General features: G+C 52.0%; 15 protein-coding genes. All 15 read right to left on the bottom strand.

Going from position 1 to position 12,836, the window contains the following annotated elements; all coding sequences use genetic code 11:
* Window positions 1–8: 8 nt before the first annotated feature.
* Window positions 9–1,745, bottom strand: a complete 1,737-nt coding sequence (locus DW114_RS08975; RefSeq protein WP_117453432.1) for a CHAP domain-containing protein — start codon at window positions 1,743–1,745, stop codon at window positions 9–11.
* Window positions 1,738–2,121 carry a DUF3851 domain-containing protein gene (locus tag DW114_RS08970; RefSeq protein ID WP_007045772.1) on the bottom strand — a complete coding sequence of 128 codons (384 nt, stop codon included), beginning with the start codon at window positions 2,119–2,121 and terminating at the stop codon, window positions 1,738–1,740. The genes DW114_RS08975 and DW114_RS08970 overlap by 8 nt, the downstream gene beginning before the upstream one ends.
* Entirely contained in the window at window positions 2,118–4,517 is a 2,400-nt protein-coding gene (locus DW114_RS08965) for a VirB4-like conjugal transfer ATPase, CD1110 family (RefSeq protein WP_117453431.1), read from the bottom strand. The genes DW114_RS08970 and DW114_RS08965 overlap by 4 nt, the downstream gene beginning before the upstream one ends.
* Window positions 4,477–4,929 carry a PrgI family protein gene (locus DW114_RS08960; RefSeq protein WP_117453430.1) on the bottom strand — a complete coding sequence of 151 codons (453 nt, stop codon included), beginning with the start codon at window positions 4,927–4,929 and terminating at the stop codon, window positions 4,477–4,479. The genes DW114_RS08965 and DW114_RS08960 overlap by 41 nt, the downstream gene beginning before the upstream one ends.
* A 20-nt stretch (window positions 4,930–4,949) precedes the next feature.
* Entirely contained in the window at window positions 4,950–5,819 is an 870-nt protein-coding gene (locus tag DW114_RS08955; RefSeq protein ID WP_024724981.1) for a VirB6/TrbL-like conjugal transfer protein, CD1112 family, read from the bottom strand.
* Window positions 5,820–5,888: 69 nt separating this feature from the next.
* Window positions 5,889–6,107, bottom strand: coding sequence for a Maff2 family mobile element protein (locus tag DW114_RS08950; protein ID WP_003525154.1), 219 nt, complete (start codon window positions 6,105–6,107; stop codon window positions 5,889–5,891).
* A gap of 219 nt (window positions 6,108–6,326) precedes the next feature.
* Window positions 6,327–8,156 carry a VirD4-like conjugal transfer protein, CD1115 family gene (locus DW114_RS08945; protein WP_117453429.1) on the bottom strand — a complete coding sequence of 610 codons (1,830 nt, stop codon included), beginning with the start codon at window positions 8,154–8,156 and terminating at the stop codon, window positions 6,327–6,329.
* On the bottom strand, window positions 8,153–8,653 hold the full coding sequence (locus DW114_RS08940; RefSeq protein ID WP_050005939.1) for a PcfB family protein: 501 nt from the start codon (window positions 8,651–8,653) through the stop codon (window positions 8,153–8,155). Before DW114_RS08940 ends, DW114_RS08945 begins: the two co-directional genes overlap by 4 nt.
* Window positions 8,654–8,754: 101 nt before the next feature.
* Entirely contained in the window at window positions 8,755–9,066 is a 312-nt protein-coding gene (locus DW114_RS08935; RefSeq protein ID WP_117453428.1) for a DUF5720 family protein, read from the bottom strand.
* Window positions 9,059–9,421, bottom strand: coding sequence for a hypothetical protein (locus DW114_RS08930; protein WP_027644087.1), 363 nt, complete (start codon window positions 9,419–9,421; stop codon window positions 9,059–9,061). Before DW114_RS08930 ends, DW114_RS08935 begins: the two co-directional genes overlap by 8 nt.
* A gap of 48 nt (window positions 9,422–9,469) precedes the next feature.
* Complete coding sequence (locus DW114_RS08925) at window positions 9,470–10,348, bottom strand: DUF6017 domain-containing protein (protein ID WP_117453427.1); 879 nt, start codon at window positions 10,346–10,348, stop codon at window positions 9,470–9,472.
* 69 nt (window positions 10,349–10,417) lie between these two features.
* Window positions 10,418–10,603: a hypothetical protein gene (locus DW114_RS08920; protein ID WP_097772906.1), complete on the bottom strand. Its 186-nt coding sequence runs from the start codon at window positions 10,601–10,603 to the stop codon at window positions 10,418–10,420.
* A gap of 32 nt (window positions 10,604–10,635) precedes the next feature.
* Window positions 10,636–10,914 (bottom strand): DUF5720 family protein, encoded by a 279-nt coding sequence (locus tag DW114_RS08915; protein WP_117453426.1) that lies wholly within the window; start codon window positions 10,912–10,914, stop codon window positions 10,636–10,638.
* A 12-nt stretch (window positions 10,915–10,926) separates the two neighbouring features.
* Window positions 10,927–11,862, bottom strand: coding sequence for a ParB/RepB/Spo0J family partition protein (locus DW114_RS08910; RefSeq protein WP_117453425.1), 936 nt, complete (start codon window positions 11,860–11,862; stop codon window positions 10,927–10,929).
* Entirely contained in the window at window positions 11,819–12,640 is an 822-nt protein-coding gene (locus tag DW114_RS08905; RefSeq protein ID WP_117453424.1) for a ParA family protein, read from the bottom strand. The genes DW114_RS08910 and DW114_RS08905 overlap by 44 nt, the downstream gene beginning before the upstream one ends.
* Window positions 12,641–12,836 lie beyond the last annotated feature (196 nt).

Genomic DNA, 12,836 nt, shown 5'->3' with positions numbered 1-12,836 from the left:
AATCTCTGTTACCAGTTCATCAGGCCATAGCCCTTAATGCTTTGATAATTCAGGTCATAACTTTTGATCTTGCAGGCATCGCCGGAATTTCCCTCCACGGTATAAACACGGCTGCCATCCGTACCGATCACGATACCTACATGGTCTGCTGTCCCATCCAAATCCCAGTCAAAGAAAATTGCATCTCCGGGAGCCAGATTGTTATAGCCTCTTGCACCCCATTGTCCATGGGACTGGAACCACGGAACGCCCTGCCACTCACAGCCTGCAAAGCGCGGTTCACTTTTTCCTGCCTGGTTATAGCACCAGGATACGAAGCAGGCGCACCATTCCACACGGGAGTCAAAGCCGTACCAGCTCCAGTAGGGATAACCGCCCACATTGCCCACCTGACGCTTGGCCAGTTCCACCAGCTGAGGATTGCCGGGGCGGGTACCGTTAATGAACTGCACACCGGACAGATCTTCCGAGCCGCTGGTATCAGGGGAGCCGCCGCCAAACAACAGCGGCTTATTGCCCATGGTCTGCCGGTAAACCTGATACATTTTCATCTGCTCCGGGGTCAGAAGCTCCGACACCACAGCGGAAATGGGCTTGCTGGCGAGTTTCACATTCAAAATGTAATACTCATAGGGGACTTCTTCTGAGGTGGTCTCGCCGGTCTCCGGGTCGGTGGAGGTCTCCGTGCGGTAGCGAATCTCCACTTCCTCAGTAAGCGTCAGCTGATACTGTGCTGCAAACACACGCGCCAGCTCTGCCTGAGCGCTCTGCCGGGTGTAGCCTTGCAAAACGGCAGACAGAAATGCTGCCAGCTCATGAGGGTCATGGCCGATCATACCAAGGTCATAGCGATACTCGTCATACCCTGGGTGGCTGCTTTCTATGTTGTCGATTTCCTCCTGCAACTGGGCTTCTCTGGCTGCATAATCTGCCTCCACCGCCAGCATTTCCGGGTCATCCGACGGATAGGTGGTGCCGGAGAGAACGGAACCGATGCTCTGCGCCATCATGGAGCAGGAGGACATGGTATTCATCAGCATACAGGTAATGAGGAACAAAACCCCTGCCATCAGGAAACCCTTCTTGTGGCGCATGACGAATGCCCCTGCCTGCTGTACCTTTTCTTTTACCGTCCTTGCGGCTTTTCCTGTTTTGGATGCAGCCTGGGCAGTATTTCCAGCAGTCTGACCGGCATGTTTGGCGGCGGCATACTGCTTTTTGATGGCCTGCTTTTGCTGCCAGCGGGAAAGTGGATTGCTGGCAAACTGGGGATTTTCCTGCAAAGATTTCTGGTACAGAACATTTACATTTGCCTTTTCCAGTTGGCGCTCTGCCTGTGCTGCTTTGCGGTACGGCTTCAGCTTGTGGCTGCGATAGCCCTCCCGCACCAGATAAGCGCCGGTCTCCACCGCTTCCTCGGACTTGTGGGCGCTTTCCACGCCCACATTGTCCTGTTCTGTTTCCCGGATCTCTTTGTGGAGCTTGCCCACAATCAGATGGACGGGAGCTTCCTTGACCCCTTGAGAAAGTTTGGAGGGTGGCTTTTTCTTGTCCTCAAAGGTCAGCTTCGAGGTCTTTTTTCCGGTATCCGGGTCGATGACCGTCTGCCTGACCTTTTTCTTTGGGATATTGGCCTGCGCCTTATCTGCTCTGGCCGCAGCTTTCTCCGCTTTACGGATCGGCTTTTCCAGTGCAGGGTCAGACCGTTCCTCATCAGTAAAGCGCAGGCGCGGCTCCTTATTCAAACCATTCTCCCAGCATGAGGGAGGACATCATGTAGTGCAGCTCTGCATAAATGGCCATTCCCACAGGATCGTTGAACATACAACCGGACAGGTAGGCGTAAAACTGTGCCACCACATCGGACAGGATTTTCGCTTCGGTTCCTTCCAGAACCAGACCACCCATACCTTCCTTGGCACGGATGGTGCTCCAGACCTCTGCCAGACGGAGCAGCCCCACCTGACCGGTCTCATTCAGTTCGGCTGCCTGATCTGCCGCCGTGCGGCACTCACTTACCGCATCGGCCATGACCGTAAGCAGCTGGCTGCGCTGGGCATTTACCGCCCTGTCAAAAAACATCAACGGGTTTTGATTCAAAATGTTGGGGTTCATCATCATTCATCCTCCTTTTTCAGTTCCTGGGGTTTGGTGGTCATAATGCGGTACAGCTCGGTATTCTTCGGGAAGTGGTCCACGAAAGGCAGAATTGTGGAGCCATAGAACAGCAGGCCCTCGCCCTCACCGGAGTGGGTCACATAGCTAAGCTGGTGTGTGGAAATGCCCAGCTGCTTGGCAAGTATCTGACGGTCTCCGCCTGCCTGGTTGAGCATATACACGAAGTCGGAGTTTTCAAAGATGTTCTCTACCTCGCGGCTGCTCAAAAGGTCTTTGACATTCTGGGTAATACCTGTCGGAATACCGCCCCATTTACGGAATCGCTTCCAGATTTCCACCGTATAGGCAGCGGTCTGTTCCTCCTTCAAAAGCAGGTGCATCTCGTCGATATAGTAACGGGTGGACTTGTGGGCGGCACGGTTAATGGTAACACGGTTCCACACCTGATCCTGTACCACCAGCATACCGATTTTCTTAAGCTGCTTGCCCAGTTCCTTGATGTCATAGCAGACAATGCGGTTGTTGATGTCCACATTGCTCTGGTGGTTGAACACATTGAGGGAGCCGGTTACATAGATTTCAAGGGCCGTAGCGATATACTGAGCTTCCTTTTCCTCCTGTTCCCGAAGCAGGTTATACAGATCCTCCAGTATGGGCATATTCTCCGGGCGCGGGTCATTGAGGTAAGTCTGATAGACCAGACGCACACAGCGGTCGATGATGGTTTTCTGCACCGGCTGCAAGCCCTCCTTACCGCCCACGATCAGCTCACACAAGCTGAGAATAAAGTCAGACTTGAGGGACAGCGGGCTTTCATCATCCGAGTAGTCCAGGTTCAGGTCCATCGGATTGATGTAGTTGGTGGAGGTAGGCGAGATCTTGATGACCTGCCCATGCAGACGCTCCACCAGAGGTGCATACTCCGCTTCCGGGTCACAAATGATAACATCATCACTGGTAAGCAAAAAGCAGTTTGCGATTTCTCGTTTTGCGCTGAAGGACTTACCGGAACCCGGCGTACCCAAAATCAAGCCGTTGGGGTTTTTCAGCAGCTTTCGATCCACCATGATGAGATTGTTGGACAGGGCGTTGATGCCGTAGTACAGAGCTTCTTTGCCGTTCTGGAATAATTCCTGTGTGGTGAACGGTACAAAGATGGCCGTAGAACTGGTGGTCAGTCCTCGCTGGATCTCGATCTGATTGAGTCCCAGGGGCAGACAGCTCATCAGCCCTTCTTCTTGCTGGAAGTCCAGCCTGGTCAGCTGACAGTTATACTTCTGGGCAATGGAGCCTGCCTGGAAAATGTTGTTGCCAAGCTGACGGGGATTGTCCGCTGTGTTCAGCACCAGAAAGGTCAAAAGGAACATTCTCTCGTTGCGGCTCTGCAAATCCTGCAAGAGTTTTTTCGCTTCACTGCCGTAAGTAGCAAGGTCAGATGGAATGATGTCCATGTCGTATCCGGCGCGGACTGCTTTTTTCTGTTCCTCGATCTTACTGCGGTCCAGGTCGGTAATCTTGCGCTTTATCGTTTTGATGGCTTTCACCTGATCCACCGACTGAATGTGCATACTCACAATGAGCGAGCTTTCCATATCCAGAAAATCAGCCAGCAGACGGTCATTCAGCTCCGGTGCGAGAATCTGCAAAAAAGAAACAGCCCCGTATTTCTTGCCCATACGGAACTGCTTGCCGGTGCGGAACTCAAAGGAACTTGGTGCAATAAAATCCTTTGTGGACAGACCGGAAGGAGCCAGCCAGTCCCATTCAAACTGAAACGGGAGTTGTTCATCCATGTGGAATACCGCATGAAGCTGAGAAAGCCTTTCTTTACCGTCCAGCGTTCTGGCAGCTACACCAAGACGCTTGAAGTTATTAAGTATATCGGTCTCAATACGCTCCAGACGGGGCTTGGCGGCTTTGATGCTGTCTGCGTCGATACCAAAGGTCAGGTATTTGGTCTTGATGAGGCCGTTGTTACCTCTGGCCAGCTGATTTTGTAGCATTGTGGTATATTCCTCGCGGATACTGTCAAAGGCATCCCTCTGGGGCGGGATGGAAATGGAGTTAGCAAAGGTCTCCTCCGATGCCGCAAGGTTCAAAAAAGACAGCTGGAAATGAATCGAGCTGTCAAAATAATTGAGGAAATCACACCAACCCTCAAAGATTGCCGTCTTATCTTCGTTTTGGGAGAGCTGATAGTTGATGTCCTGAAACTGAATGGTCTTTGTGTAGTGGCTGTCCGATATGCGGCAGATTCCGTCCGGCCACATCCGTTCATAAGGGATACTGTCCTGCGCAGATTTTCCTTTTTTGTCCGTGCGGTTGGCGCGGACAATGGCCGCGTCGATCTGCTTCTTATCAGCGCGGGACAGCTTTTTCTTTGTCTTTACCGGCTGCACAGTTTTTTCCTCGGTTTTCCCGAACATCCGATGCAGCCATTTTTTTATTGCGGTGAACAATGTCATACACCTCCTTATCGAGCATTTCCTGCCGCTTTAATACGGCATAAAAGTTATTGGTCTGGTAGGGACGCTGCTTGGGACGGATCACAGCTACTTTGAGAATGTTGCCCACGATCTTTTCCAGGGGCTGTCCATGCTTTTCGTACATAGCCAGCATAAAGAAGGGCAGCATAACCAGCATCATACACATAGCCGCTACACTGTTTCCGGTAGGTTTTCTGAGCAAAAAGAAAAGCGGTACGCCAATAAGCGCTCCGCCCGTGAAGCAGATAAGCTGCCGCTTGGTCAGATTGAACATGACCTTTGTTTTGACTTTTGTTAAGTCCTTGGGTACGGGTACATAAGCCAATGTGGGAACCTCCTTCCGTTTTAATGCGCCTGAAAGACTGATTTTGCGAGGCTGCCGGTTTTGAATAGTGTAAAGCACAGCAGTACGGTGTAGCCCACACAGCTCCAGATTGCCATGATGATGTCATCTTCCAGAGCGATGTTCTGCACCAGCACAGCATAAATTGCCACGCAGACGATAATGAGAAACGCCTGAAAGCCCAGCGCCAGCAGGGATCGGAGGTAATTCTGTCCCATACCGCCCCATTCTTTACCCATCATTGCAGCCATTGGAACGGGAGCCACCGAAGTCACAAGGTAGATTTCGATCATACGGCCATAAATAACGATAAAGATACAGATATATAACGCCCACATAGTAATGCCAATAAAGAGGGATTGGAACCACAGTCCGAACAGCGGTCCCAGATCCATTTCCATCAGCCTCGGTTCCAGATCGGTCATAACTGAGGAAATGTCAATGGACGCATCCGAATTGATAACCCCTGCCGCCTGCGCCACTACGCTCTGCGCCATATCAAAGACGCCCATCACGATATTCCATGTATTTGTGACAATGAGGATGGCAGCGGCTGATTTGAACACCCACTTGAAAATCATCCAGGTGTCCACATCATGCAGGTTGTTCTTGTCTGCGATCATCTGGATCAGGTCTACGGTCATCACGATAGCCAGGATCACGCCTGCAATCGGCACCATGATGGAGTTGGACAGATTCTCAATCATGCTGAAAATACTGCCATTCCATCCCTGTGGGGTCTGGCCTACCTGTACGGATATATCCGCGACCTGCTGGTTTACACTGTCAAACATCCCCGAAAGGTTGCTCATAATGCCGCCCACCAGCATTTCTTTCAGCCAATTTGTCAGGGCTTCAAGTAAGAAATCCATACGGTGTCAACCTCCTTTCCGCCGCCCCCGCAAAGCTGCGGGAGCGGCAAGGATTTCATACGGAGACGCTTAGACAGAGAAAAGCCCGGAGAGCAGAGGTACAAGGACCATGCCTACCACGGCTACACCAGCACCGGCCATGAGCTGCTTCATGCCCTGGCTCTTGGCGCCGGGGTTGTCGTTGCCGTAACCTTCCAGCAGGTTGATAACGCCCCAGATACCGAGACCGGCACCGAGCGCGATAACGAGGGTCTGAAGAACGGTGATTGCCTGTTCAAAAAATGCCATATAGTTTGTTAGCCGGAATCTGATTAAAAAATAGGTTTGTCATGTTTCATAGGCATACAAAAGCCGGAACAATCTGCCGCCCGGTTTCCGGGGGCATGATTCCGGCTGTCCTCCTTTTTCATTATTTTTTCTCGCGATTGTCCGCTTTGTACGCCAATGGCCCATAGAGGGCAAGTGCGGCGAATAGATAAGATCACTCCCTTCTAAAGCGGAACGAAATTAAGCGCCCTTTGTGTCTACTTCATATACATCGCAGACCTCATTGGGCTTGAGTTTCAGCCTTGCAGACAAGAATGCTTCAATGTCAAAAGCGTTCTTATCATCCGCGTCGGCAGTGTACTTGAAATTGGGGTGCTTGGTGATGTCGTACTTATCCGAAAGGAAAGGACGCACACCGCGCAGCTGGAGGATACACTTGCCTCCATCCATAACAGCAAGCTCATCCTGGCTCATCAGCTCTTTCCCCAATTTTTGATAGTTGAGTGAATGGGAGGTTTCCCTCCCACGGCTCTCTCCGGTGTTGTAGGTGTCGATGGTTTCCTTTCCCAGCACGGCAGCCAACTCTTTGAGGGTAGTCGGCTCTTTACCGCCCAGGAAGATGGATGTATCCATGTTACCGATGATGGTATCTGCGTTATCCTTATAGATCGCCTTGAGCTGACTCTGTGCCTGCAACACCAGACAGGCAGAGATCTCACGGCTTCGGATGGTGGCCACCAGCTTTTCCAGTTTCGGAATCTGCCCGATGTTAGCACACTCATCAATCAAACAGCGCACATGAACCGGAAGCCTGCCGCCATACACATCGTCGGCTTTTTCGCAGAGCAGATTGAAAAGCTGGGTATAACACATGGAGATCAGGAAGTTAAAGCTGTCATCCGTATCACTCATAATGAGGAACAGAGCAGTTTTCCTGTCTCCCAGAGTATCCAGCTCCAGCTCATCATAAGCCGTGACCTCACGCAACTCTGCAATGTCGAACACGGCAAGGCGAGCGCCGCAGGAAATCAAAATCGACTTGGCTGTTTTTCCAGCGGCCAGCTTATATTTCTTATACTGGCGCACCGCAAAGTGGTTTGGCTTCTCGGCTTCCAGTGCATCAAACATCAGGTCTACGGGGTTTTTGAACTCCTCGTCATCCTCACGGACTTCCATGGCGTTGATGAACTCAATGAGGGTGGAGAAGTTTTGTTCCTCCACCGGAGCCTCATAATGGATATAGCCAATAAGCGCGCAGTACAACAAGGTTTCTGCTTTTACCCAGAAATCGTCTCCGGCCTTGCCTTCGCCTTTGGTATTGGCGATCAGCGTTGTTACCAGCTTCAAGATGTCCTTTTCGCTATGGATATAGGCGAAAGGGTTATAGTGCATGGACTTCTTGAAGTTGATGGTATTTAGGACCTTGATTCGGTACGGCTCATAAATGACCTTGCCGTGCTTATCCTTCATAGGCTTTCCGTCTTTCCCCAGCTTGGGTGCGCCCCTTTGGAGCATTTTTCCGCACTCCACCAAAATGGTTCCCTTCGGGTCTGTGACCACATAGGAACTGTGCATCTGCATCAGATTCGGTTTGAGCCAGAAGCGGGTCTTACCGGAACCGGAGCCGCCAATCACCAGCACATTTTTGTTTCTGGCGGTCTTTGGGTCCTTGGGGCGGCTGTTCATTGTCAGGCTCTCCGTTTTCGTCAGAATCACATTGTTCTGGAATACCGGGTCGATGTAGGGTGCAATGTCCTCATGGGTTCCCCAACGGGCGGAACCGTATTCCATGCCGTGCCTGTACTTCTTGGCGTTCTTGCTTTTCAGGTACACAGCCAGCCGCAGGCCGCCGCCGCAGCACAGGCCCACCAGCAGGTCCAGCGGGTGCAGGCTGGGCCACCAGCTGGTCAGCGCCATCGGCAGCGTGGAGAAGAACGAGAGCATTTTTGCCGAAGCGTCCGCACCCACGGCCATCCGCCACGCTTCACCGAAGTTGGTGGAGAAAAGCCCCATCAGGATATACGGCAGGTTCAGCAAAATGAGCTTTTTGATGTTCAGCTGCTTTTTCATCGTTCCAGCTCCTTCCGCTTGTTCCGGTCCACGACGGCGTGTTTCACCAGCTCTTTGAACTGGCTCAACTTTGCCAGCACGGACGGACGCTCGGATTTCTCCGCCTTCCTGACCTTTTTCCCGGTGTACTCGGTAAAAGCAGCGGTCAGGGCATCCGCGTCCCGACCCTTGAAAAAGATCAGGTACTTGGGTGGGGAGCTGCTGCGGTCCTTCTTCACCGCATAGTCCACACCGTATTTCCGCGCGATCTTCTCAAACTCCTTGATGGAGGGGTCGGTGATCTCGATGTTGGAAACCCCTTGGTTCTGACCAATCAGCTGTTTCACCGTCTGCTTGCCCTGGGGCTTCACAGGCGCGTCACGGCTTCTCTGCTTTTGCAGCTTCTTTTCCTTGCGGTGGGCAAGGTACTTGGTGATGGCGGCTTTCATCAACCGCCCGGTAAACTTTGTTCCGCTGACTACCAGCGTCAAAGTCCTGTTTTCCACTTCCTCCTGCATAGGTCATCGCCTCCTTTCCACGGATTTTGCAGGGGTGGCACTTGATACTAAGGTGGGACCACCAGCCGCCGCAGCAGGTATTTCAGCATGTCAGGCTCCTTTCAGCGCAGCTGGTCGGAGCGGTCATAGTACAGATGGCCCTGGCGCACTTTGGCATGGCTGAGAATCTTGATGTGGCCCTTTTCCTGGTTCTCCAGGCTTTTCTGGTATCCGGCCTCCGTCAGAAACAGGCGGTTCCGTTCACCTTTCCAGCCCACCGGGGAATCGTCGGTCAGCACATCGAAGATAATCATGTGCCGGGTGTCCTCGGCAAACCGCTCCAAATCCATGTACTCATGGCCGTGGTAGTTCTGCGCCCCGGCTTTGAGGCGCATTTCCTCCATCAGCTGGCCCACGGTCTTACGCTCAGGCATGGCGTGCACCTCCTTTCCCGCGTCCCTGGCCCTTCACGGCCAGGATACCGTCCAGGGTGGTGGCGGTGATCCGCAGGCGCTCGGCGGTGGCAATGTCATTCTTCACGGTCTCGTCGATGCCGTGGCCGCAGACCACCAGCACATGGGACCGGCGCAGGTAGTCCCGCGCCATATCCAGCCCGTCCTTGTGTTCCTGGGGAATCTCGTCTTTGAGGAAGGTAGGCAGGAACAGCACCGGGCAGATGGGCGAATACCCGGCATCGTACACCTGACGGCAGTAGGCCGCAGCGTTCTCGGCGTTCTCATACTGGCTGTTGCTCCAGGGAGCCGTAATGTAGGCAAGAGGTCGTTTCATGGCAAAATCCTTTCTCCCGGTATTTTCGGGCAGCAGAAAAGCGGCTGTTTACCAGCCGCCTGCGTACATATCGTGGTTAACTTGTGCGGTGTAGTGGTTGCTGATCGTGGTCGGCGCATTAAACAGCACCGCAAGCAGATACTGCTTCATGTTGCGGATTTCGGTGGTATTGTTCCGCAGGCATTCCATGACAAACTCGATGTGGGAGCAATCCAGCTTCAAAAAACGGGAGCGGACCACCTCATGGGGGAAGTCGCTGCCAGCGATCCGGGTGGTTTTCCGCTTAGCGCAGACGGTCTCCACCATCAGCTCCACAATCTCGTCCAGGTCCTCCCGGTAGGTGGTAAACTCCCGGCACAGGTGGTCATACTCGATGTTCTCCAGAATCAAATCCCGATAACTTTCCATCTCTGAGACAGACATCGCATCCCTTCCTTTCCGTTCCGGCAGCTGTGCTGCCGCTGCCTCCCGGAAGGGAATAGAATCGGTACTTGATCCATAAGTAATTGTTTTTTCTGTATTTGATTTCTCTATATTTAATTCTGCGGGCTTTTCCGTATCCGGTTTTACCATATCCGGGTTTTCCGTATCTGGTGAAGCCATATCCGGCTGGGGCGTATCCGGGTTCTTCGGCTGTGGCTGCTCATATATGACATACTCCGTATCACTGATGCGTCCCTGGCGGTCACGCAGTTTGTGCCGCACAATGTAACCGGCAGCCTCCAATTCCCGCAACGCAGCGCCTATGGCATCCACGCCCTCCTTACAAATCTTTGCAAGACCACGGGTGGTGTAATTCCAGTCCTCTGGCAAAGACAGCATCATGGAAAGCAGCCCCTTGGCTTTTAACGACAGATTTGCATTTCGTAAATGATGATTGCTCATCACGGTATAATCACGGGTCCGTTCAATGCGAAAAACGGCCATCGACCTCACTCCTTCCAAATTTCTCAGGGTATGAAAAAAGCCACACTCCTGTAAAAAGAATTGTGGCAGTCAGCTGTTTTGTTCACTTTTTCTGCGCCGGTAGGGGCGCTTGGAAATGGGCGGTTTATCCAACAAGTCATTTCCCTGAGAGAATGGCAGAGTTTGCAGAACACGGTCAATCTCTATAAATTCCATACCATGCTGGGAATGGCAATCCTCCCGGATTGCTTCCCGGATTTCCTTTACAGTACACATTTCAATCCTTTCCTTTCGCAGTAATGATTTGTTTATGAGTGGCGGCGGTGTTTTCCCGGTTTGAAATCGAGGATATGTCCCTCAATCACACGAGCGTAACGCTTGATCTTGATCTCCCGGCGCTGCTGGCTTTGCAGGGCGGCCTGATACCCGTCCTCGGTTAAAAACAACCGCATTTCCTCTCCGGGACTACCGTAAGCTGTGCTGGGACGCAGGACGGAAAACTCAATCATCCAGCGGGTGTTATCCCAAAACCTCTCTACGGCGAGAATGTTGTGTCCTTTCAGCTCACGGGCTGAAATATCCCTCATAGGCGGCTCCTTTCATCGTTCCTGGTCTCTCTGACGCTTTTTCTGCCATGCCTCCAGCAACTTGATGATGGTTTCCTGCATCCGCTGGGGCGTATAGCTTTTAGGGAAATACTTCCGCAAGGTGTCAGAGGTAAATGTCACTCGGTCCAGATCGCTTTTCTTTTCCTCACCCATGATGACACGCATCATATCGAGGGTCAGATGCCCCTCCTGACTGTATTTCTTGAGCCGCTGGGCTTGAGAAAGAGAAGGGGTAGCCTGTTCGCTGTCCATCGCGTCCAACAGGTCTACCTGTTCCTCCTTTTTGAGAAAGGACAGCTCATAGGCAGGGTTCAGGGCAATCTTCTTTTCATCCACCATATCCAGCAGTTCGGGGATAAGCTCCGTCAGGCGGATAAATCTCTGAATTTGATTTTTACTCTGCCCAACCTGTTCAGCTAAAACATCTCTGGATTTCCTACCATCGGACTTGTGCCCAAGTTGGGCACAAGTTAAATCCACTCGCTCTCCTTGATGTTTCATGGCATCCAGTTTCATTTTATAAGCAAATGCTCTTTCACTGGGGAGCAGACTTTCTCGTTGTAAGTTGCTGTCAACCATAATGATCGTGGCGGCATCATCATCCAAATCCCGAACAATGACCGGCATAGTCTCCTTTTCTGCCAGCTCACTGGCTCTGTGCCGCCTGTGTCCGGCTACCAGCTCATAACCGCCCTCCGGGTCCGGTCGAGCAATCACCGGAACCAGAACGCCATACTGCTTGATACTGTCAGCGGTCTCCATCATGGCTTCGTCATCCTTGACTTTGAATGGGTGGTTCTTAAAGGGATGCAGTTCAGACAGCGGAATCTCCTGAATCTTTTCCAGCTTTGCATCCTGACGGCCTTCTTCGGTGGAGAACAGATCATCTACCGAGGCCAGCTCTATTTTTTTCGCGCTGCTTTTCAAGTTTCAACACCTCCTTCGTCAGATTTCGATACCCCTCTGCCACCTTGCCGCCAGGGTCATGGACAAAAATACTTTTTCCCTCGGCGCTGATTTCCTTTGCCCGGACAGAATGGGGAATCTCTGTGCCGAATACTTTGATCTTGCTGCCATAGGTCTCACGCAGGAGCGCGGAGATCTCTTTGGCAAAGTTGGTTCGGCTGTCCACCATCGTCAGCAGGATACCGTCTATCTGGATCTTGGGGTTGATCTGCCGCTTTACCTTGTTTACCGTGGAGAGCAGCTGTTCCAACCCTTTGGCGGGCAGATACTCCGCCTGAACGGGAATGATGATCCTGTTCGCAGCGGCCAGCGCATTGACCGTGAGCATCCCCAGGGAGGGCTGACAGTCGATGAGAATATGGGAGTATTGCCCCTTCAGCGTGTCCAGATATTGCCGCAAGATAGTCTCACGGCTCATGGCATTTACCAGGGATACCTCCATACCGGATAACTGGATGTCCGCAGGCATCAGGTCAATGCCTTCCGCATGATGCAGAATACCTTCTCCAGTGCGTATAGGCTGATCCATCAAAATTTTGCCCATTGCATCGGACAATGTAAATGGCAACTTGTCCGGTTGCGGATTTCCCAGGCTGATTGTCAGGCTCCCTTGTGGGTCCCCGTCGATCAGAAGGACTTTCTTTCCGGCCTGCGCCAGCCCGATTCCCAAGTTGGCACAGGTCGTTGTCTTGCCAACGCCGCCTTTCTGGTTGGCAATGGCGATGATTTGCGTGTTCATTGACTTCACCTCATTTCTAATTATTGCTGTTGCTTCTGGAAATAGAAAAAGCCGCCACTTCAAAATTAACAGTGAAGTGACGGCTCTTTCTATCGCCGGAATACGAGTTCCTGAAATGAAAAAAGCACCCAGCATTTATACTGTGTGCTACATCAAATTCATATTCAATTATTCAAATTAGCTCAAACTATGCCAA

This window comes from Absiella sp. AM09-50 (assembly GCF_003433845.1).
In the GTDB taxonomy this organism is placed as follows: Bacteria; Bacillota_I; Bacilli_A; order Erysipelotrichales; family Erysipelotrichaceae; genus Hoskinsella; species Hoskinsella hominis.
This window is presented reverse-complemented; position numbering and strand designations above follow the sequence as displayed.